Annotated in this window: 21 protein-coding genes; 13 read left to right on the top strand and 8 right to left on the bottom strand. The window is 61.3% G+C overall.

What is annotated here, in order from left to right; translation table 11 throughout:
- The first annotated feature begins 6 nt into the window (after positions 1 to 6).
- The 7 genes from CJ178_RS24235 (at position 7) to CJ178_RS24205 (ending at position 7,330) form a co-directional block, all read left to right on the top strand.
- Complete coding sequence (locus CJ178_RS24235) at positions 7 to 768, top strand: SDR family NAD(P)-dependent oxidoreductase (protein ID WP_095888665.1); 762 nt, start codon at positions 7 to 9, stop codon at positions 766 to 768.
- Positions 769 to 893: 125 nt separating this feature from the next.
- Positions 894 to 2,165, top strand: a complete 1,272-nt coding sequence (locus CJ178_RS24230; RefSeq protein WP_033232474.1) for an amidohydrolase family protein — start codon at positions 894 to 896, stop codon at positions 2,163 to 2,165.
- Between the two features lie 216 nt (positions 2,166 to 2,381).
- Positions 2,382 to 3,683, top strand: a complete 1,302-nt coding sequence (locus CJ178_RS24225; protein WP_045068471.1) for an acyl-CoA dehydrogenase family protein — start codon at positions 2,382 to 2,384, stop codon at positions 3,681 to 3,683.
- Positions 3,680 to 4,696, top strand: a complete 1,017-nt coding sequence (locus CJ178_RS24220; protein ID WP_257013415.1) for a phosphotransferase family protein — start codon at positions 3,680 to 3,682, stop codon at positions 4,694 to 4,696. The genes CJ178_RS24225 and CJ178_RS24220 overlap by 4 nt, the downstream gene beginning before the upstream one ends.
- Positions 4,693 to 5,463 (top strand): enoyl-CoA hydratase-related protein, encoded by a 771-nt coding sequence (locus tag CJ178_RS24215; protein ID WP_095888194.1) that lies wholly within the window; start codon positions 4,693 to 4,695, stop codon positions 5,461 to 5,463. The genes CJ178_RS24220 and CJ178_RS24215 overlap by 4 nt, the downstream gene beginning before the upstream one ends.
- A 6-nt stretch (positions 5,464 to 5,469) precedes the next feature.
- Positions 5,470 to 6,444 carry an NADPH:quinone oxidoreductase family protein gene (locus CJ178_RS24210; RefSeq protein WP_095888193.1) on the top strand — a complete coding sequence of 325 codons (975 nt, stop codon included), beginning with the start codon at positions 5,470 to 5,472 and terminating at the stop codon, positions 6,442 to 6,444.
- A 103-nt stretch (positions 6,445 to 6,547) separates the two neighbouring features.
- The gene (locus tag CJ178_RS24205) at positions 6,548 to 7,330 is read left to right on the top strand and encodes an enoyl-CoA hydratase/isomerase family protein (protein WP_045069635.1); all 783 of its coding nucleotides are present in this window, start codon (positions 6,548 to 6,550) and stop codon (positions 7,328 to 7,330) included.
- A gap of 71 nt (positions 7,331 to 7,401) precedes the next feature.
- On the opposite strand, the gene CJ178_RS24200 is transcribed toward CJ178_RS24205, so the two are convergent.
- Genes CJ178_RS24200 through CJ178_RS24190 form a run of 3 tightly spaced genes read right to left on the bottom strand, consistent with a single transcriptional unit; the run spans position 7,402 to position 9,308 of the window.
- Positions 7,402 to 7,725 carry a hypothetical protein gene (locus tag CJ178_RS24200; protein ID WP_045068465.1) on the bottom strand — a complete coding sequence of 108 codons (324 nt, stop codon included), beginning with the start codon at positions 7,723 to 7,725 and terminating at the stop codon, positions 7,402 to 7,404.
- A gap of 41 nt (positions 7,726 to 7,766) precedes the next feature.
- Complete coding sequence (locus tag CJ178_RS24195; protein ID WP_095888192.1) at positions 7,767 to 8,528, bottom strand: SDR family oxidoreductase; 762 nt, start codon at positions 8,526 to 8,528, stop codon at positions 7,767 to 7,769.
- A gap of 12 nt (positions 8,529 to 8,540) precedes the next feature.
- The gene (locus CJ178_RS24190; protein WP_033232487.1) at positions 8,541 to 9,308 is read right to left on the bottom strand and encodes an SDR family NAD(P)-dependent oxidoreductase; all 768 of its coding nucleotides are present in this window, start codon (positions 9,306 to 9,308) and stop codon (positions 8,541 to 8,543) included.
- Between the two features lie 352 nt (positions 9,309 to 9,660).
- Between CJ178_RS24190 and CJ178_RS24185 the strand changes: the two genes are divergently transcribed.
- The 4 genes from CJ178_RS24185 (at position 9,661) to CJ178_RS24170 (ending at position 13,477) form a co-directional block, all read left to right on the top strand.
- On the top strand, positions 9,661 to 10,092 hold the full coding sequence (locus CJ178_RS24185; protein ID WP_033232488.1) for a nuclear transport factor 2 family protein: 432 nt from the start codon (positions 9,661 to 9,663) through the stop codon (positions 10,090 to 10,092).
- A gap of 11 nt (positions 10,093 to 10,103) precedes the next feature.
- A complete protein-coding gene (locus tag CJ178_RS24180) occupies positions 10,104 to 10,934 on the top strand; it encodes a mycofactocin-coupled SDR family oxidoreductase (RefSeq protein WP_045068460.1) in 831 nt (276 codons plus the stop codon).
- 27 nt (positions 10,935 to 10,961) lie between these two features.
- Positions 10,962 to 11,756, top strand: coding sequence for an SDR family NAD(P)-dependent oxidoreductase (locus CJ178_RS24175; protein ID WP_095888191.1), 795 nt, complete (start codon positions 10,962 to 10,964; stop codon positions 11,754 to 11,756).
- Between the two features lie 119 nt (positions 11,757 to 11,875).
- Entirely contained in the window at positions 11,876 to 13,477 is a 1,602-nt protein-coding gene (locus CJ178_RS24170; RefSeq protein ID WP_033232491.1) for an FAD-dependent monooxygenase, read from the top strand.
- Here CJ178_RS24170 and CJ178_RS24165 read toward each other — a convergent pair.
- Genes CJ178_RS24165 through CJ178_RS24145 form a run of 5 tightly spaced genes read right to left on the bottom strand, consistent with a single transcriptional unit; the run spans position 13,467 to position 18,290 of the window.
- Positions 13,467 to 13,955 (bottom strand): VOC family protein, encoded by a 489-nt coding sequence (locus tag CJ178_RS24165; RefSeq protein WP_045068453.1) that lies wholly within the window; start codon positions 13,953 to 13,955, stop codon positions 13,467 to 13,469. The two genes, CJ178_RS24170 and CJ178_RS24165, sit on opposite strands and share 11 nt — an antisense overlap.
- Complete coding sequence (locus tag CJ178_RS24160) at positions 13,952 to 14,704, bottom strand: SDR family NAD(P)-dependent oxidoreductase (RefSeq protein ID WP_033232495.1); 753 nt, start codon at positions 14,702 to 14,704, stop codon at positions 13,952 to 13,954. Before CJ178_RS24160 ends, CJ178_RS24165 begins: the two co-directional genes overlap by 4 nt.
- Before the next feature lie 9 nt (positions 14,705 to 14,713).
- Positions 14,714 to 15,757, bottom strand: coding sequence for a 4-hydroxy-2-oxovalerate aldolase (gene dmpG, locus CJ178_RS24155; protein WP_033232497.1), 1,044 nt, complete (start codon positions 15,755 to 15,757; stop codon positions 14,714 to 14,716).
- Positions 15,754 to 16,656, bottom strand: coding sequence for an acetaldehyde dehydrogenase (acetylating) (locus CJ178_RS24150; RefSeq protein ID WP_045068448.1), 903 nt, complete (start codon positions 16,654 to 16,656; stop codon positions 15,754 to 15,756). Before CJ178_RS24150 ends, dmpG begins: the two co-directional genes overlap by 4 nt.
- 2 nt (positions 16,657 to 16,658) lie before the next feature.
- Positions 16,659 to 18,290, bottom strand: a complete 1,632-nt coding sequence (locus tag CJ178_RS24145; protein ID WP_095888190.1) for an FAD-binding protein — start codon at positions 18,288 to 18,290, stop codon at positions 16,659 to 16,661.
- Positions 18,291 to 18,405: 115 nt separating this feature from the next.
- Here CJ178_RS24145 and kstD point away from each other — a divergent pair, with 115 nt between their 5' ends.
- Together kstD and CJ178_RS24135 are read left to right on the top strand one after the other, a co-directional pair.
- Positions 18,406 to 20,166, top strand: a complete 1,761-nt coding sequence (gene kstD / locus CJ178_RS24140) for a 3-oxosteroid 1-dehydrogenase (RefSeq protein WP_179300837.1) — start codon at positions 18,406 to 18,408, stop codon at positions 20,164 to 20,166.
- The gene (locus tag CJ178_RS24135; RefSeq protein WP_045068442.1) at positions 20,156 to 21,013 is read left to right on the top strand and encodes a MaoC/PaaZ C-terminal domain-containing protein; all 858 of its coding nucleotides are present in this window, start codon (positions 20,156 to 20,158) and stop codon (positions 21,011 to 21,013) included. Before kstD ends, CJ178_RS24135 begins: the two co-directional genes overlap by 11 nt.
- Positions 21,014 to 21,031: the final 18 nt, after the last annotated feature.

Here is a 21,031-nt window from a genome sequence, read left to right as displayed (position 1 = left end):
ACCCTCGTGCAGGGTTTGACAGACAAGGTCATTCTGATTGCCGGCGGCGCCACCGGCCTCGGCGCCGCCTCCGCGCAGCGACTGGCAAACGAGGGCGCACAGATCGTGATCGGTGATCTCAACCTCGAAGGTGCCGAAAAGACCGCTGCGGCAATAAACGAAGCCGGTGGGCGTTCCGTTGCAGCACAATTCGACATTTCCGACGACACGTCAGTCAAGAAATTGGTGGCATTCAGCGTCCGGACCTACGGCGGCCTTGACGCCGTCCATATCAATGCCGGAGATATGGGTTCGGTGTCCAAGGACACCGATATCGTCGACATCGACCTCGAGGTCTGGGACCGCACCATCGCCGTCAACCTCCGCGGCCACATGCTCGTGACCCGGCACGCCATTCCCGAACTCCTCGCACGCGGTGGCGGCACGATCGTCTATACATCGTCGATCGCTTCGTTCACGGGTGATCCGCAGCGTCCTGCCTATTCGGCAACCAAAGCCGCTATCAACTCCCTGGCCCGGCACGTCGCGTCGCGCTGGGGCCGCGACGGCATCCGCGCCAACGCCATCACTCCCGGCCTGATCCTCACCAAAGAGATCGAGGAGGGCGCGTCGCCCGAACTGCTGCAGTCGTTGATCGCGCGTTCTCGCAGTACACGGGGAGGCAGACCCAGCGACATCTCGAACATGGTCGCCTACCTGATGTCGGATGACGGCGAGTGGATCAACGGGCAGGTCGTCAACGTCGACGGCGGCACGGTGTTGCGGTGACCGGACACAGCGAATATGTGATTCTCCGCTCGTCCAGCTATTGATTCTCAATAGCGAAAACAATATTCTCATTGCAGTAGGCGCCGCTGCCGGGCATCTCTGCGCAGCGCAGGAGAGGATTCTCAATGAACATTGACGACATGGTGATGGTCAGCATCGACGACCACGTGGTCGAACCGGCTGACATCTTCGAAAAGCACTTCCCGAAAAGCCTCATGGACCAGGCCCCCAAGCTGACGGCCCACCCCCGCAACCCCAACGTGCAGGCCTGGCTTTTCCAGGACACGGTGGTCGGCAGTTCCGGCCTGAACGCCGTCGTCTCCTGGCCCAAGGAAGAATGGGGCATGGATCCCACGGGCTACGCCGAGATGCGTCCCGGCGTCTACGACATGGACCTGCGTGTACGCGACATGGATGCCAACGGCACCTTGGCCGCAACACTTTTTGCTACCTTCCCCGGATTCGCCGGAACCCACCTTGCGAGCCTGCCGGACAAGAAGTTGTCCCTAGCGGCATCTCGGGCCTTCAATGACTGGGTCGTCGGTGAGGTACCGAATGCTCACCCCGGGCGCTTCATCCCCCTCGGCATCATCCCGTTCTTCGACGTGGAGGAATCCGTCAAGGAGATCCACCGTCTCGCCGCGATGGGTTGCCGATCCATCAGCATCCCTGAGACTCCGTACGGCGTGGGTGAGGGCTACCCCGACTTCAAGTCCGGCTACTGGGATCCGATCTTCAAGGCATGCGTCGAGACCAACATCGTCCTGAGCCTGCACATCGGTGGCGGCTTCAGCTTGGTCAAGCGCCCCGAGGGCTTCAACATCGACGACATGATGGTTCTGACACCGCTCATTTCGACTATCGCGGCAAACGACATGATGCTCAGCGGAGCCTTCCAGAAGTTCCCGGATCTCAAGGTCGCCATGAGCGAGGGTGGCGTCGGCTGGGTTGCACCGTGGCTCGACCGCGTCGAACGCCACGTCGTCAACCAGTCCTGGACCGGAACCAGCTTCCTACCCAAGGGAATGACGGCAACCGACGTGTGGCGCAAGAACTTCCTGGCGTGCTACATCACCGAGCCGAGCGGACTGAACAACCGTGACCGCCTCGGCATCGACACCATCGCCTGGGAATGCGACTACCCCCATTCCGACTCCACTTGGCCTATTTCGCCGGAGATGCTGATGGAAGAACTCGTCGACGCCAAGCTCACCGACGAGGAGATCGACAAGATCACCTTCGGAAACGTTGCCCGGTTCTTCGACTGGGATCCCTTCAAGCACATCAAGCGCGAGGACGCCACCGTGGGCGCCCTGCGTGCACGGGCAACCGATGTCGACATCAGCGAGACATCCAAGGCCGAATACCGTCGACGCTACGAGCTCGCCAACTCGTAGCCTCCATGCTTGGACAAATGCCGCCGACACCCGTGTCGGCGGCATTTGTCGTACCCACACGCGGGCGGTGCGCCTGCTGGAGAACCTCACCAGCCCAACAGGTTTGACTGGATCACACACCGACCGTCGAGGCGATCAAGAATTAGAATTTTGCCCGAAAAGAATTGCATTTTTATCAATAAGAACGCTATTCTCCAAGTAACCAAGGAGGCGCACATGGCGTGGGATTTCGAGACCGACCCCGAGTACCAAGCGAAACTGGACTGGGCGGACAAGTTCGTACGTGAAGAGGTCGAGCCGCTCGACCTGGTCTGGCCGCACGAGCAGTTCGTGCCGTTGGACGGAGCCAGGCGTAAAGCGATCGACCCGCTCAAGGAGCAGGTTCGGAAGCAAGGACTGTGGGCCACGCATCTCGGACCCGACATGGGCGGCCAGGGATACGGCGCACTCAAGCTGGCTCTGTTGAACGAGATTCTCGGTCGATCATCCTGGGCACCAATCGTATTCGGATGCCAGGCACCGGATACCGGCAATGCCGAGATCATTGCCCACTACGGCACCGAAGAGCAGAAGCGGCGTTACCTGCAGCCACTACTCGACGGCGAGATGTTCTCGACCTACTCCATGACCGAACCACAGGCCGGTGCCGACCCCGCGCAGTTCACCACGCGCGCAGTCAAGGATGGCGACCACTGGGTCATCGACGGAATGAAGTACTTCTCCTCCAACGCGAGAACCGCGTCGTTCCTGATCGTCATGGCCGTCACGAACTCCGATGTCAGTGTGTACAAGGGCATGTCGATGTTCCTTGTACCGTCGGACACACCGGGAATCAACATCGTCCGCAACGTGGGTCTGTACGGTGAGCCCCTCAACGACGGCACCCACGCCCTCATCCACTACGAGGGTGTCCGGGTACACGAGGATGCACTCCTCGGCGGCGAAGGTCAGGCATTTGCCGTGGCACAGACGCGCCTCGGCGGCGGACGAATCCACCACGCCATGAGGACGATCGGCCTTGCACAGAAGGCAATCGACATGATGTGCGAGCGCGCACTGAGCCGCGAAACCGCGGGCAGCCGGCTCGCCGACAAGCAGTTCGTGCAGGGCTACATCGCGGACTCCTACGCCCAACTGGCTCAGTTCAGGCTCTTCGTATTGCACACGGCATGGAAGATCGACAAGTACAACGACTACAAGAAGGTCCGCAAGGACATCGCCGCCGCCAAGGTCATCATGCCGACTGTGCTGCACGACATCGCTTGGCGGGCAATGCAAATACACGGTGCGCTCGGTGTGACCAACGAGCTTCCGCTCTTCCAGATGATTCACGGTGCCGCAGTGATGGGCCTCGCCGACGGCCCGACCGAGGTACACAAGACCACCGTCGCCAAGCAGGTACTGCGGGATTACAGCCCCAGTGACGACCTCTGGCCTACGGAATGGATCCCGCGCAAGCAAGAAGCCGCTAAGGCAAAGTACGCCGACTACATCGAACTGGAAGTGGGGAACCTGTGATCGATTTTCAACGGCTTTCGGACTGGATGGACGGCGAGGGCCTCGGCAAGGGCGCGCCGCTCGAGCACCGATACCTCTCCGGCGGTACCCAGAACGAAATCTACGAACTCACCCGTGACGACTTGCGCTGCGTGATCCGGATACCACCGCCGGAGGCTCCCGCAAACCGCGACAAGGGAATCCTCCGCGAGTGGCAGATCATCTCGGCACTCGACGGCACCGATGTGCCCCACACCGAGGCAATCGCCGTGTGCGAGGACGCATCCGTACTCGGCCGACCGTTTTATCTCATGGGATTTGTCGACGGTTGGTCCCCCATGGACGACCGGAATTGGCCGGAGCCCTTCAAGAGCGACCTCGAAGCACGGAGCGGACTGGGCTACCAGCTGGCCGAAGGCATCGCACTTCTGTCGAAGGTCGATTGGAAAGCCAAGGGCCTCCAGGATCTTGGTCGACCCGACGGTTTCCACGAGCGTCAGGTCGATCGCTGGACCAGCTTGTTCGAGAAGATCAAGGGCCGCGAACTCGAAGGAATCGAAGTCGCCACCGAGTGGCTGCGGAACCACAAGCCGCTCGACTTCATCCCCGGAATCATGCACGGCGACTACCAGTTCGCGAACGTGATGTTCGAAAACGGCGCACCGGCCCGGCTTTCCGCCATCGTCGATTGGGAGATGGGAACGGTCGGCGACCCCAAACTGGACCTCGCCTGGATGCTAGAGGGCTGGCCCAAGGACACCAGCGCTCCAGAGGCAGCAACCAGCAGCTACGTCAACCTGCAGGGCATGCCGTCGATGGAACAGTTGGCCGGGCACTACTCCGAGATCTCGGGTCGCCAGGTCGACGACCTGGACTACTACCGAATCCTCGCCAAGTGGAAACTCGCGATCATCCTCGAACAGGGGTTCCAGCGCGCCGGCGACAACGAGAAACTCCTTGCCTTCGGTCCCATTGTCGCCCAATCGATGATCGCTGCTGCCGAACTCGCCGAGACAACGGAGTACAAGTCATGACCGACACAACCCCCGAACTGATCCAGGAACGCCGCGGACAGATCCTGATCCTGCGTCTCAACCGTCCGGACGCACGAAATGCGCTCACCGGCAGCCTGTATCGCGAACTCGGCGATACAGTACTGGCCGCCGACACCGATCCGGACGTCCGCGCAATCGTCATCACCGCCACCGGTGACCGCGCATTCTGCTCAGGCATGGACCTGAAGGCCTTTGCCACGGAAGGCGAAGGAGCCTTCACCTCCGAAGGTTTCGCTCGACTCGCAGCAGGCAAACTCTCGACCCCGGTGATCGGTGCCGCCAACGGCACCGCCATCGGCGGCGGGCTTGAACTCCTCCTCGGTTCCGACATCATCATCGCGTCGTCGGCCGCGAAATTCGGCTTCCCCGAAGTGAAACGGGGATTGTTCCCCGGCGGCGGCGGCACCAACATCGGAACCCGAATCCCGATGCACGTCGCCCTGGAGTTAACCCTCACCGGCGATCTCATCACGGCTGACCGGGGCTACCAACTCGGACTGATCAACGCCGTCGTAGATCCGGACCAGGTTCTGGAGGCCGCAGTGGGATATGCCGAACGCGTCGCCGCAAACGCTCCACTCGGCTTGGCTGCATGCAAGGAACTCGTCCGCCTCGCGGTAACCGATTCAGCCAGCGCTGCACAGAAACTCGGGCAATGGCAGTCAACGGTGTTCAGCAGTGGTGACGCCAAGGAGGGCGCTGCTGCTTTCATCGAGAAGCGCACCCCGATCTGGCAGGGTAGGTAACCTGCGATGCGCGCTGCTGTGTGCGGGGCGTACGGACCTCCCGAGGTTGTCACCGTCGAAACACTCCCCTCGGCTCCGCTCGAGGCCGGGCAGATTCGGATCCGTATCGAATCCGCAGCCGTCAACTTCTCCGATGTGTTGTTGATTGCCAACAAGTATCAGGTCAGTGTCCCACCGCCATTCACGCCCGGCAGTGAGTTCGCCGGAGTCGTGTCCGAGACTGCCGAAGGCGTCACAGCTGTCTCCGTGGGTGACCGTGTCACCGGCACCGGTTTTGTCGGTGCGTTTGCGGAGGAAATTGTCATAGCTTCCGACAAACTCACGCTGGGCCGCATCCCGGACGGTGTCGAGACACGCATTGCCGCCGCTTTCGGTGTGGCTCACCGCACGGCGTACCACACGCTCCGATCCGTGGCTCACATCAAACCCGGAGACGAGTTGATCGTTCTCGGCGCCGGTGGCGGCGTCGGCCTTGCCGCCGTTCAGCTCGGTGTTGCGCTCGGGGCGTCGGTCACTGCGGTCGCGTCGAGCACGAACAAGCTTGACGTCGCGGCGTCGTACGGCGCCGGGCACCTCGTCAACCATCGCACCGAGGACCTGCGCACGGCACTGAAAAAGGCTCTCCCGCATGGAGCAGACGTTGTTGCCGATCCAGTCGGCGGCGACCTCTCCGAACCTGCGCTTCGTGCTTTGCGTCCGGGCGGCCGCTTTGTCACCATCGGGTACGCGTCCGGTGTCATCCCCAAGATTCCGCTCAATCTGATCTTGGTAAAGGGTGTGCAGGTCAACGGATTCCAGTTCAAGGACATACCGCCGGAAGAATACCGTCGGAATGAAGCCGAACTCACCGATCTACTGGTCGCCGGCCGCACAGTTCCCCACATCGGTGCCGAGTTCCCGCTGGACAAGGCATCTGATGCTCTTCGGATGGTCGCCGACGGCCAGGCGGTCGGGAAGGTCCTCATCGACCTGACGTCCTGACAGGCAGAAGTCATCAGTGGGGTCCGGGAACAGCAGTGTTCCTGGGCCCTACTTTTTGACGAGATTGTGATTCTTACATCAGAGAATGACGTATGCTCTTCGTATGGGAGACGACTTGGGAGCAGACGGTTTACGGTTCGAGCGCGAAGGCGCGATCGGGTGGTGCACCATCGACCGACCAACGGCGAGAAACGCATTCACCCCCGCAATGTATTACGGACTGAAACGAGCAGTTCGCCTCGTGAACTCAGATCCTGATCTGGGAGCACTGATCATCACCGGCGTCGACGACGTATTTGCGCCCGGCGGCGATCTCGGTGGACGCTCCGATCCGGGAGACAATATGCCGGAGGGGCTTTCGGGCAACGACGTCGTCCCGTTCATGACCATCCGTGACAGCCGCGCGCCTGTGATTTCCGCGGTCAACGGAATCTGTCAGGCCGGCGGCCTCCTTGTTGCGATGATGTCCGACATCGCCGTCGCCAGCGATCGGGCCACATTCCGCGTTCCCGAACTTCTGCGAGGAATCCCTGACGCGACCTATGCCGCCGTACTGCCCGCTCACGTCGGCATTGCAGCTGCGCGCGATCTGATGCTCTCCGCACGTAAATTCGATGCCGCAGAGGCACTTCGGCTCGGAGTGATCTCCCGCGTCGTGCCGCACGAGGATCTCCGAACTGCCGCGCTCCAGGCCGCACGCGAGGTATTGCAGAGCGCGCCACTGGCCCGTGCCCAGGTCAAGCGAATGCTCAACGAGCGTTACGGACTGTTCGACTACGAAACCATGTTCGGCGCGCTCGAAACGTCACCGGAGCCCCGTGAGGGAATGCGCGCTTTCATGGAAAAGCGCGACCCCAACTGGATCCCAGCAAATCTGCCGAGCTGACCGCCCGCACCATCCGAGGCCGCCGTCGCAGTGCGACGACGGCCTCGGATCTTTTTCTGTGCCTTGCACGATCAACGCGGCTTGGAATACTCCGATTGCACGGCCATGATCCGCATTTTCGGAATCGGGCCATAGCTCAGCGAGTCCGACATATTCAACTTCTTTGCCGCAGCGGCGATATGAACGTTTCGCTTTGCCTCATGGGGATCACCCTCGAGCTCGTAGAGCGTCACGGAAGGACCGCCATCTGCGTCGGCGGCTGCCAGTCTGGTGCCGCCGACAAATCCGTCAAGAGCCACTACTTCAGGTATGTGGATCTCGTCGTACCACCGATTGAACTCGTCGAGCCGATCCGGATGAGAGGGATGCGATTCGACAACCAGATAATGCTTCAATGTGGATCCTCACTGTGAGAAGTACTGGTGGCAGTGCAGATTCAGACTCGAACAACCCAACCGCCATCGATGTTGAGCGTGTGGCCGGTCACCCAGTCACTACCCGACGAGACGAGGTACAACAGACCGGGAATCAGCTCTTCCGGCTCGCCGAACGGAAACGGAATGGCGTGCTTGACCATTTCCTTGAGTTCCGGCGGTGACGCGATCGAACCCGCTTCGGTGTTGACCATTCCCGGAGCGATCGCATTGACACGAATACCGAACGGCGCCAACTCTCGCGCCAACGACACAGTCATGCTCACCAGGCCGAGTTTCGTGATGCCGTACGCCTGCGCAGCCATGAATGCACCGCTCGACGACTGATTCACGATCTTGCCGTATCCGCGTTCCTTCATATAGGGCACTACCGCACGGGCGCACAGGAGCGGACCGGTGAGATTGACTGCCAGCGTGCGGTTCCAGAGTTCGAGATCCATAGTGGTCAGGGATCCCTCGCCCACCACTTCGGCCATCAGTCCGGCGTTGTTCACGAGAATGTCGACGGACCCGAAGTGCCGGGCCGCGGTAGCCGCCATCTCGGTCGTACTCGATTCGTCCCGGACATCGACATGCACCGCAAGGGCGCGGTGACCGGCCGCTGTCAGTTCGCCTGCTGCTGCACTGGCGGCCTCGAGGTTGACGTCAGCGAGGACCACGGCGGCGCCGGCCTCGGCGAGTCCCTGAGAGTAGGTGCGGCCGATCCCGCCGCCGGCACCGGTAACGATGGCCACCTTGCCCTCGAGTAGGAGGTTGTCGGTCATGTTTCCCTTTCGTCAGACCTTGCGGGTAACTCCACCGTCGACGCGGATGATCGCCCCGGTGGTGTAACTGGAAGCCGCACTTGCGAGATGGAGTGCAAGTGGACCGATCTCCTCGGGACGGCCCATCCGACGGAGCGGCACGAATGGTGCATCTTCGCCCTCGGCCGGAGCCCAGGACTTGGAGATATCCGTCAGGAAGGGCCCGGGAAGAATTGCGTTGACGCGCACCGTCGGCGCAAAGGCCTCAGCCAGTCCGACAGTGAGGGCATTGAGGCCCGCCTTGGCGCACGCGTATGGCAACTCGCGAACGCTGGCGACGAGGGAGCCCGCGGTGCCGACGTTGATGATCGAACCGCCGTCGTTCTCGGCCATGTACGTTCCGGCGCGCACGGCAAGACGAAAGGGCCCCTTGAGATTAACGCCGAGAGTCTTGTCATACAGGTCCTCGGTAATATCGTCGAGGTTCTTGTACGGGGGTGACATACCCGCGTTGTTCACCAGCACGTCGAGTCGGCCGAAGTGTTCGAGCGTCCGGTCGATCAACTGCTCACAATCGTCCCAACGTCCGACATGACACGCAACCGGCAGAACCTTTCGCCCGGTCGACGCCATGACCTCGTCGGCGGCGCGTTCACACGAGTCGAGTTTGCGGGACGCGATGACAACGTCAGCTCCCGCCTCGGCAAGAATCTGGACAATCGCTCGGCCGATCCCGCGGGATCCACCCGTGACTATCGCAACTTTGCCGGTCAGGTCGTGGAGATGTTCCAAGGTACTCATAGGTGAATCATGCCTGATTCGACCACACTTTGAAAAGGCGATTCTCAATCTCAAGAATATCCTTCTGGTTGCAACACCGAACACATTCACCAAGTGCGGCTACGCCGAAATGAGCAGCGTAGAGTACTGGAAGGCAACGCTGTTCGACAGTCGAATCGATACATCCAATCGCAATTCGCACGAGGTCACATAGGTCGACAGAAGCCGCAACCCGTCACCAGATCCGGCGGCGATGGATTTTTCACACTTCATGTTCTACTTTATGAGAATTGCGTTCTCATGAACGTGACGCCTCGCCGAGAGTTCATCGAGCAAACGAGGGCCAGGAACCCACCGTCAGCAAAGGAACTTCGTGGATCTGCAGACTGTTCAGGACAAGATCGAGATCGCCGAACTGATCTACCGATACGCCCGCGCCGTGGACACCAAGAATTGGGAATTGCTGACTACCGTGTTCACCGAGGATGCGCATCTCGACTACAGCGCCGTCGGCTACCCGGCCGGATCCCGGGACCAAGTGCTGACGCTGCTCACACAAGCACTCGGCCAGGTTCCGATGACTCAGCATTTTGTCACCAACGTCGAGGTCGAACTCGACGGTGACACCGCCAACGTACGGGCGATGTTCTACAACCCGATGCAACTCCCGGGCGCTGCGGAGATGACCTACTGCGGCGGCAACTACCACCATGAGGTCGTTCGCACCGCCGACGGCTGGAAGAGCGCTCGGGTGACCGAGGAGAACCTGTGGTTCTCGAACCACCCCGCCAAGTCGCCGGCCTGAAAGGTAAACCTATGACCGAGCGCGTAAACGGGCGTGTATCCGGCAAAGTCGCCCTGATCACCGGTGCCGCCCGCGGACAAGGACGAGCGCACGCCGTTCGCTTGGCCGCCGAGGGCGCAGACGTCATTGTCGTCGATCTGTGCGCACCCATCCGAGGCGTCCCGTATGCACCGGCCACCCCCGAGGATCTACAGGAGACCGTTCGGCTGGTGGAAAAGACTGGACAGCAGGCAATTTCAGCGATTGTCGACGTGCGGGACCTCGAGAAGCTTCGTGGGATCGTCGACGATGCCGTCATTCGTCTCGGCCGTCTGGATGTCGTCGTCGCGAACGCGGCGATCTGCTCTGCCGCTCCCTGGCATGAGGTAACCCCCGAATCCTTCGAGGACACAATAGGTACCAACGTGACCGGTGTCTGGAACACCGTCATGGTCTCGGCCCCACATCTCGTCGAGCGCGGTAGCGGATCGATCATCTTGATCAGTTCCGCAGCGGGATTGAAGGCCCAACCGTTCACGATGCCGTACACCACGAGCAAGTGGGCAGTGCGCGGAATGGCAAAAGCGTTCGCCGCGGAACTCGCTCAACACAGCATTCGGGTGAACAGCGTCCATCCCACCGGAGTGAACACGCCCATGGTCAACGACGGTGGCCTCGGCGGGCAGCTCGACAAGGCGATTGCCGGCAACAGTCGTATCGGCGCGATGATGATCAACATGCTACCCGTCGACATCATCGCCCCCGAAGATGTGTCAGACACGGTGTTGTTCTTGGCATCCGACGAATCAAAGTACATCACCGCACACGAATTGGCACCCGACGCGGGTGTCACCGAGTTCTGATCGAACAGTATTCACTGGAGGAAAAGCATGGAGTTGTCCTCGGCGCGGCACGCATTCATTACCGGCGGCGCGAGCGGTATCGGCCTCGGCATCGCCGACGCGCTGGCAGAGCGCGGGTTATCCGTCACGGTCGCCGATATCAATCGGCAGTCGCTGGATTCGGTGATCGCTTCCCGAGGTGTCGGGTTTAGTGCCGTCTCACTCGACGTCCGTGATCGCGAGGCCTGGGCAGCGGCCAAGGCAACGTCCGAAGATACTTTCGGCCCGGTGGATATCCTCGTCAACAACGCGGGCATCGGTTTCAACGGGCGCGATGTGGTCGACATGGATCCGGAGACCTTCGACAATCTTGTCGCGATCGATCTGACCGGAGTGTTCAACGGCGTGTCCGCCTTCGGCGGGGATATGCGAGCACGTGGATACGGGCATATCGTCAACACCGCTTCCGTCATGGGATTGACCGCAGGCGCTCCCGGGCGGGGCGCATACAGTGCCGCAAAGAGCGCAGTCATTGCTCTGTCCGAAGCACTGCGCAGCGAGATGGCGCCACACGGTGTTGGCGTTTCCGTGCTGTGCCCGGGATTGGTCATGTCGAATCTCGATCGGAACACCACCGAATTGGGTGGTCAGGTCGAGGATGTCAGCCACATCAAAGGAACGGGAAACATCGGCATGGAGCCCGCGACCGCAGGCGCACACGTTGCTCGAGGGATAGCGCAGAATCTCCCGTACATCGTCACGCACCCGCATTATCTCGACTACGTCGAGAAGCGAATGGAGAGCATTCGAGCCAGTGTGGACGCGCCGACCCCGATTCCCTGAGTTCTGCCTCGACGCGTTTTCACTCGAATGGCATGATGCCGGATTTGCGAGATTTCCCACGCCTCAAAATTTCGCTCGCCATACTGGAATGGATGCTTCCCCCTACCCAGTAGGTGCACATGGATATCGATGTACTCGTCGCAGGCGCCGGCCCGATCGGGCTGACCGCCGCCATCGAACTGCGCCGTCGCGGGGTGAACGTTCGGATCGTCGACCCGCTCGGCGAACCTCCGCAGTACGCCAAAGCAGTTGGCATCCAACCCCGCACCCTCGAAGTATTCGAGAACATGGGCGTACTGCGACAGGTTCTCGATGCCGCCACCATCTTGCGCGGGCAGATCAGCTACACCAACGGTTCCGAAGTGGGGCGGATGGATCTCACACTCCCCGGCGACGTGCCGTACACCTTTTGCGGACTCCCCCAGTACGAGACCGAAAGAATCCTGACGGCCAGGCTGCGAGAACTCGGAACCTCGATCGAACGCGGGCTCTCACTCGACAGTTTCGAGGACAGCGACGACGGAGTCAGTTGCATACTCAACGATGGAAGTACCGTGCGGGCCAAGTATCTGGTGGGATGCGACGGTGCGCACAGTGTTGTCCGTAAGGGCTTGGGATTGACCTTCGAGGGTGGAGCTTTTGCCGAAAGCTACATGCTCGGCGACGTCGAAGTTGACTGGTCGATGCCCAGCGGATACGCGATTCGCGCCAGTCATGTCGACGACGCTGGAACTACCGACGATCTCCTGGTGTGCATCCCGCTCCCCGGTCACAAACGATATCGGATGTCGATGCTGGTTCCCGACGAGCTTCTCCCGGATCCTGCCGGACTTGACGGAATTGCACACGGCTTTTCGTCCGGAAAGGCGCCCGAACTCCACCACATTCAGGCTGTGCTCGACCGATTGTCGCCCGAACCTACGACAGCGTCGGCGATGCGGTGGTCGTCGGTCTTTCGGATCAGCCACCGCATTGTCGATGCCTACAGTCGCGGAAGGGTTTTCATCGCCGGTGACGCCGCGCATATTCATCCGCCCACCGGCGCACAAGGTATGAACACCGGAATCCAGGATGCGCACAACCTCGCGTGGAAACTGGCACTGGCAACCCAGAACTTCGCTTCCCCTGGCCTTCTCGACACCTACGACGCCGAAAGACGGCCGGTTGGTGAAGAAGTTGTCGGAATGACCGTCCGAAACGCTCGAGAAGGGATCGGCGCTGGAGAGTCCTCGATCGAGACCGCGATGCGTCGGCAGGCACAACTACTGGTTGCCTATCCCGACAGTCCGCTCAACGGCGGAGAAACCGGGAACGTCTCGAACGTTCACCCCGGCGAACGGGCACCGGACGCACGTGGGCTAACCCGCGACTGCGTGCAGTTCCCCATCCGGTTGTTCGAATTGCTGGCCGGTGTCAACCACACGCTTCTTCTCTGCTCGGACGGATCCGAAGACAGCATCGGTGACTGCGAAAAGCATTCTGCCGCTGCTGTTCACGCGGCACACGGACAGCTCGACGTGTACGTGATCGCACCACCGTCGTCTGATTCCGTCTATTCGACACTGCCGATCATTCGCGACACCGATTCCCAGCTGTGTGCCGCCTACGGCGTGGAAGAGAACTGTGCGTTGGTAATCCGACCGGACGGGTACCTCGGATACCGAGGTGACTGCGCCGGTATCTCCGGCTACTTATCGAAAGTCTTTGCGTTCAATACGTGATGAGCGAATCGAACATCAAGCGGATCTCGGGCGAGAGCTTCATGAGTTCCACGTAGCCGCCCGTCGGGCCTGCGTCGACGTAGGCAAATTCCATTCCCACGTCTTCGATGCGCCCCTGCTGCAACACCGACATTCCCCGACGCTCTACCTCCGCCAAGGTTTCGTCGTAATCGTCCGGAACAAATGCCACGTGATGAACGCCAACACCATGGGTGTCGAGGAACTCCGAATAAAGACTGCGCCCCGAAACCGGTTGGATCAGTTCAATTTGCTGAGTTCCCGCATAACCAAGGGAAATGTGGGCTGTGTAATCGGCGGGCTGGCCCCGATAAGTCGTGGTCTCCGGACCGAAGTGAAGGTCGGGCATCCGTAGCCATCGCTGAACGCCCCAATTCTCGGAGAACTCCTCTTCCGCTGCGGTGATGTCGGCTACTACCCAACAGATCTGAAAGATCGGTCCCGAAACCAGCGGGGTCATGCCATTTTTCCGTTGTCCACCGAATACACCGCGCCGTGAATCGCAGAGGCATCATCGGAAGCAAGAAAGGCCACCATCTTCGCCACGTCCTCCGGTTCCATCAGTCCGCGCGGTGACGCGACCTTCATGATCAGATCGAAATCGACGCCGTCCGGGAAGGTGAATCCCGTGACCTGCGGAGTCATCATGCCGCCAGGGCAGATTGCGTTGACGCGCAGAGATTTCCCGGTGAACTCCATAGCCATCGCTCGGGTGAGCCCGATCAGCCCGTGCTTGGCAGCGCAGTACCCTGCTGAGTATGCCTGCCCTTCGAGTCCAGCGATCGAGGAAACGTTGACGATGTTGCCGCCCCGCGCGAGAAGATGGGGCAGCGCAGCTCGTGACAGGAAGAACGGCCCGTTCAGGTTGACCGCGAGGTCATGTGCCCAGTCGTCATCGGCAATGTCTGCGGTATGGCGGATGGTATGTGAACCAGCCACATTGACGAGGATGTCGATTCCGCCGAAGGCGTCGACGCACGCCTGCACGGCGGCGTCGCACTGAGCGGAGTCGGAAACGTCGGAAGCCGAATAACGGCCCGCACCGTCACTTCCCGTCAGTTCGGTCATTGCCTGGTGCAATGTGTCCTTGCTCCGGGCAACTCCGAAAACCTTGGCGCCTCTGCCGTTCAGGATCTCGGCGACGGCGCGCCCCAACCCCGAGGACGCGCCGGTCACCAGTGCAATTTTTCCGTCCAGTACGTCAGCCACACACCGAGTCTACGACGCGGCGGCCTCCCGCTGAAGCTCCAACGCGATATCTATCAGCTGATCTTCCTGTCCGCCAACCAACTTGCGCTTCCCCGCGCGCACGAGTAGCTCGGCAGAGGACACGCCGTACCGCTCAGCTTGACGTTCAGCATGCTTGAGGAAGCTGGAGTACACGCCGGCGTAGCCCATCATCAGCGCCTGGCGGTCGAGTAGACATTCCTGCGGCATGGCCGGTCGCACAACATCTTCGGCGGCGTCGGCTATCGCGAAGAAGTCGATACCGGTCTTGACGCCGATCTTGTCGCAGACTCCGACAAACGCCTCCACCGGCGCGTTACCAGCACCGGCACCGAAACGGCGGGTGCTGCCGTCGATCTGCTTGGCCCCAGCGCGCACGGCGGCAATCGAATTCGCGACACCCAAACCGAGGTTCTCGTGTCCGTGGAAGCCGACCTGAGCGTCGCTGCCGAGTTCCTGGACCAGCGCCTCGACCCGTTCGGACACCTGCTCGAGAACAAGAGCACCCGCAGAATCGACCACGTATACACACTGGCAACCGGCGTCGGCCATGATGCGCGCCTGCTTGGCGAGCGTCTCCGGCGGAATCGAATGAGCCATCATGAGAAATCCGACGGTCTCGAGTCCACGCTCACGAGCAAGGCCGAAGTGCTGAATGGAGACGTCCGCCTCGGTGCAGTGAGTAGCGATACGGCAGATGGACGCGCCGTTGTCCTGAGCGATGACGATGTCGTCCTTGATACCCAGCCCCGGCAGCATCAGGAAGGCGATCTTTGCGTTTTTTGCCGTCTCCACAGCAGCTTTGATGAGTTCTTGCTCGGGCGTTTTCGAGAAGCCGTAGTTGAAGGAGGACCCGCCAAGACCGTCACCGTGGGTGACCTCGATGACCGGCACACCGGCTCCGTCGAGGGCACCGACGATCGCCCGGACTTCCTCGAGGGTGAACTGATGACGCTTGTGATGGGAACCGTCGCGCAGCGAGGTGTCGGTGACGCGGATGTCCCAGCTCGAATCGAAGTGAATCATGTCGCTCATGCCTTCACGCTCAGAAGCTTCTGGGCGATCTCCTCGCCCACTTTGGTGGCTGCCGCCGTCATGATGTCGAGGTTTCCGGCGTACGGCGGCAGGAAGTCGCCTGCACCTTCGACCTCGACAAACGTTGTGACCGTTGCATATCCGCCGGACACGACGCTCGGCTTGTCGAACTGCGGCTCGTTGAGCAACCGGTAGCCCGGCACGTACTGCTGGATGTCCTTGACGACGCGATGAATGGAGTCGGTGATCGCGGCGTGGTCTGCATCTTCGGGGATGGCGCAGAAGATGGTGTCTCGCATGATCATCGGCGGGTCGGCGGGATTGAGAATGATGATCGCCTTGCCTCGCTGGGCGCCGCCGATCGTCTCGATACCGCGACTGGTGGTCTTGGTGAACTCGTCGATGTTCGCGCGGGTTCCCGGTCCGGCTGACAGTGATGCAACGGAGGCGACGATCTCGGCGTAAGCCACTTCCACCACACGAGATACCGCGTACACGATCGGGATAGTTGCCTGCCCGCCGCAGGTGATCATGTTGACGTTCGGCGCGTCGAGGTGCTCGCGGAGGTTGGCCGGAGGAACTACCGCCGGGCCGACAGCAGCCGGGGTGAGGTCGACAGCGCGGATTCCCGCGGCCTCGTAACGCGGAGCCGCGTCACGGTGAACGTAGGCCGACGTCGCCTCGAATACCAGGTCCGGTTTCTCCGCCTGATTCAACAGCCAGTCGACCCCCTCGGCGGAGGTCTCGAGCCCCATCGCGGCGGCGCGCGCCAATCCTTCGCTCTCCGGGTCGATTCCGATCATCCACCGCGGCTCCAGCCACTGCGAACGTTGCAGTTTGTACAGCAGATCGGTACTGATGTTTCCCGACCCGACAATCGCCACACTTGCCTTGGTCATGACTACTCCCTAGATGAGCTGAAGCTGGGGGGTGAACTGAAACGGGCCATCGCGGTGACCGTGGCCGCATGAAGTCCGGCGCGACGGCCGGAGAACACACAGTCAGCGAGCGACAAGCCACTCACATACGAATTGGAACAAATACCGACGGCTGTGCGTCCGGCTGCATAGAGTCCCAGGATTGATTCCCCGGCTTCATTTTTCACCAGGCCGGTCGATTCGTCGACCACCAATCCACCAAGTGTGAGCATGGGACACGGATTCATCATGTTGGGCTTGATCGAGACGTCGTACAGCGTGAACGGGGCGTTGAGTATCGGTCTGATGAAGTCGGACGGCTTGCCCATCGGATCGGATTGACCGTTCGCCGCAGCAGTATTGTGCGCATCGACCGTTTCATACAGGCCGGCTGCATCGATTCCCGCCTTGTGCGCCACTTCGGCAATCGTGTTGCCGTGTACTGCGGTACGCATCATGCCGGCGGTCTGCACCCGCTGAAACCACATGGACTGATCGGGGATTTGCGCTTTCGCTTCACGAACGAGGTCGGAATCCGCCAGCAGCCAACCGATTCCGTTGCTCTTCTCGACCATTGCTTGCCCCAGCGCCGCACCGTAACGCGATTCGTCGACGATTCGCGCTCCGGATTCGCCCACCAGTATCGAACCGAGAAAAGCGCTGGGCGGGACGATGAACCGCCATGCGGAAACGTTACCGAGCTTGTCGGTGGCGCCGCCCGCCTCGATTCCGAGGTTGATTCCCTTGCCGTCGTCGCCCGACGTGCCGAGCGGGATCCCACCCTTGTACGCGGGTGCGTGAGTGCGCATCATCTCGCGGTTGGATACAAATCCACCCGCGCTGAGGATCACGCCGCCACGCGCCTTTATGCGGATTTTCTTGGCGTACTTCTTCTCGATCTTGCTGATTTGGGCGTCGACAATCGAACGCAGTTGGGGCGCATACACACCCGGTTTGGCGGAAATCGAACTGAGCGCAGCGTGACGCCGCCGGACCCCGGCGGGTGCATCCCGAAGCGTCAGCGCCTCGACGCCGATCACCCGGCCGTCCTCGATGATCAACCGATCTGCTCGGGTCTGACCGAGAAACCGCACACCTTTGGCCTGGGCCGACTTCGCAAGCGGGCCGTAGAGCATCTTCCCCGACGTTCCTCGGCCTTTGGCACGGTGCCCACGCGGAGCAGGTTTGGCGATGTCCCGGAACCCGCCGGCCGATTCGCTGCCCGAGAAGTACAGGTAGTGCTTGTTGCTCGGATACGAGGTCTTGTACGGGCACAGCGACGCCTCGAACGGCACACCGTGACCGCGCAGCCAGTCGATTGTCGCCGGACTCTCCTCCACGAACCGACGCAAGGTCTGGGGCGTCACCGCATCACCGACCTCGCGGTTCAGGTACGCGAGCATGGCTTCCGGAGTGTCCTCGATACCGGCTTCTTTCTGAATCGCGGTGCCGCCACCGGCATAGAAGATTCCACCGGAAATGGTGCTGGCGCCACCTCCCAATGCCCGGTCGATCGCCATCACCGATGAACCGGCCGCCACCGCTTCGAGTGCGGCGCTTGCCCCCGCCACGCCGAATCCGACAACGAGGACATCAACCGAAGTATCCCAGGTCACACTGCACCATCCTCAATTTTACTGCAACGCGTTTCGTTATCGAAGGCAACGTTCGTAAATACTTCCTGGCAGAAAGCATGGACTGACACCCCCATCATTCTATAACGTGTTCTACATGAGCAAGCAGGAATACGACATCGTCGTCGTCGGCAGTGGTGCCGCAGGTATGACAGCGGCCTTGACCGCAGCCCATCAGGGCTTGAGTGTGGTCATCGTGGAGAAAGCCGCCCACTACGGCGGATCGACCGCCCGTTCCGGTGGCGGAGTCTGGATCCCCAACAACGAGGCACTGCAGGCAGACGGTGTCACCGACACACCCGATGCCGCACGTTCCTACCTGCACAGCATCATCGGCGACGTCGTCGCTCCCGAGCGCATCGACACCTACCTCGAGCGTGGGCCCGAGATGCTCTCGTTCGTTCTGAAGAACACTCCGCTCCAACTGCAGTGGGTACCCGGCTACTCCGACTACTACCCGGAAGCTCCCGGTGGACGCCTCGGTGGACGCAGTGTCGAGCCCACCCCTTTCGACGGCAACAAGTTGGGTGCCGATCGCAAGAATCTCGAACCCGACTACGTCAAGGCACCCAAGAACTTTGTCATCACCCAGGCCGACTACAAGTGGCTCAACCTGCTGATGCGCAATCCTCGCGGACCTCTGCGCGCCATGAAGGTAGGCATGCGATTCCTCGCAGCCAAGGCCACCAAGAAGGATCTGCTGGTTCGCGGCCAGGCACTCGTCGCCGGCATTCGACTCGGCCTTCAGTCCGCCGGTGTTCCCATCTTGCTGAACACACCCCTGACGTCCCTCTACACCGAAGACGGCGTGGTTCGCGGCGTCAATGTTCTCGTCGACGGCGAAGCTCAGGTCATCCGTGCTCGCCACGGAGTCGTGTTGGGCTCCGGCGGATTCGAGCACAACAAGGAAATGCGTGAGAAGTACCAGCGCGGGCCCATCGGCACCGAATGGACCGTCGGCGCGAAGGCAAACACCGGCGACGGCATCCGAGCGGGCCAAGAGATCGGCGCCGCAGTCGATTTCATGGACGACGCCTGGTGGGGCCCGTCCATCCCACTCACCGGTGGACCGTGGTTCGCCCTGTCCGAGCGCACTCTTCCCGGCTGCATGATGGTGAACCTGTCGGGCAAGCGCTTCGGCAACGAGGCGGCGCCGTACGTCGAGGCAACGCATGCGATGTACGGCGGCGAGTACGGCCAGGGCAAAGGCCCCGGCGAGAACATCCCGACCTGGATGATCCTCGATCAGCGCTACCGCAACCGCTACACGTTTGCCGGCATTACTCCCCGGTCCCCCTTCCCCAGCCGCTGGCTCAAGGCCGGCATCGTGGTCAAGGCGGGAACGATCGCCGAATTGGCCGAGAAGACAGGACTTCCCGTCGCTTCCCTGACCGAAACGGTGGAGCGGTTCAACGGCTTCGCGCGCAACGGCAAGGACGAGGACTTCGGGCGCGGCGACAGCGGCTACGACGCGTACTACGGCGATCCGAGACTGAAGAACCCCAGCCTCGCCGAAATCAGCAAGGCCCCGTTCTACGCCATCAAGATGGTTCCGGGCGACCTCGGCACCAAGGGCGGAATCTGCACCGACGTCAACGGCCGAGCACTGCGTGAAGACGGCAGCGTCATCGAAGGTCTCTACGCCGCAGGCAATGCCAGCGCACCGGTCATGGGTCACACCTACGCCGGACCAGGCGCGACCATCGGTCCCGCAATGACTTTCGGGTACCTGGCAGTGCTGGACATCGCAGAGCGCATGAAGACCGCTGAGGTCACAGAAACCGCAACGGCCGCCGAGACCCCTGAGACCCCTGAGGCCTCCGAGGCTGCAAACACGGCGGTCGATCATGCCAATTGATCCTTCTGTCGCACTCGGCGCAGAGCTTGCGCCACAGGAGTTCTCGTGGACGCCGTCGGACGTGCAGCACTACCACCTGGCGCTCGGCGCTGGGGCTCGTCCGCTCGATCCGAACGAACTGCGATACCTCGACGACGAGAAGCCACAGGTGCTGCCCACCTTCGCCACCGTCGCGGCCAACTTTCACGCCACCCAAGCACCGAAGGTCTCGTTCCCCGGTGTCGAGATCGATCTCGCGAAAGTTGTTCACGGAAGCCAGGAAGTCACGGTCCATCAGCCGATTCCGGCCAGCGGCACCGGGCGAACCACAACTCGGATCGCCGAGATCTGGGACAAGGGCAAAGCTGCAGTCATCGTGCAGGAATCAGTCACCGTCGACGTGGAGGGCAACCCGTTGTGGACTGCCCGTTCGTCGATCTTCGCGCGCGGCGAAGGTGGATTCGGCGGGCAGCGCGGGCCGTCGGAGTCGATTCCGTTGCCTGATCACAGGCCCGACGGTGAGGTCGTGATACCGGTACTTCCGCAGCAGGCCTTGCTGTATCGCATGTGCGGCGATCGCAATCCATTGCACTCGGATCCGCAATTCGCCTCCGCTGCAGGCTTTCCAGCGCCTATCCTGCATGGACTGTGTACTTACGGAATGGTCTGCAAGGCCGCAGTGGACACAATGCTCGACGGCGACAGCACGCAGGTGGCCGGGTTCCGTGCACGCTTTGCCGGGGTGGTATTCCCGGGTGAGAACCTGAGCATCCGAATCTGGAAAGGCGAAGGGCAACTCTTGATCTCCGCATCTGTCGCAGAGCGCGACGCCCCCGCCCTAGCTGACGTAGTTCTCACTCTTGCCTGAGATTCACCTGTCGAACTC

It is taken from the genome of Rhodococcus sp. ACPA4, assembly GCF_002300185.1.
Taxonomy (GTDB): Bacteria; Actinomycetota; Actinomycetes; order Mycobacteriales; family Mycobacteriaceae; genus Rhodococcus_F; species Rhodococcus_F globerula.
Note: the sequence above shows the minus strand (reverse complement) of the source record. Positions and strands in the feature narration are given on the sequence as shown.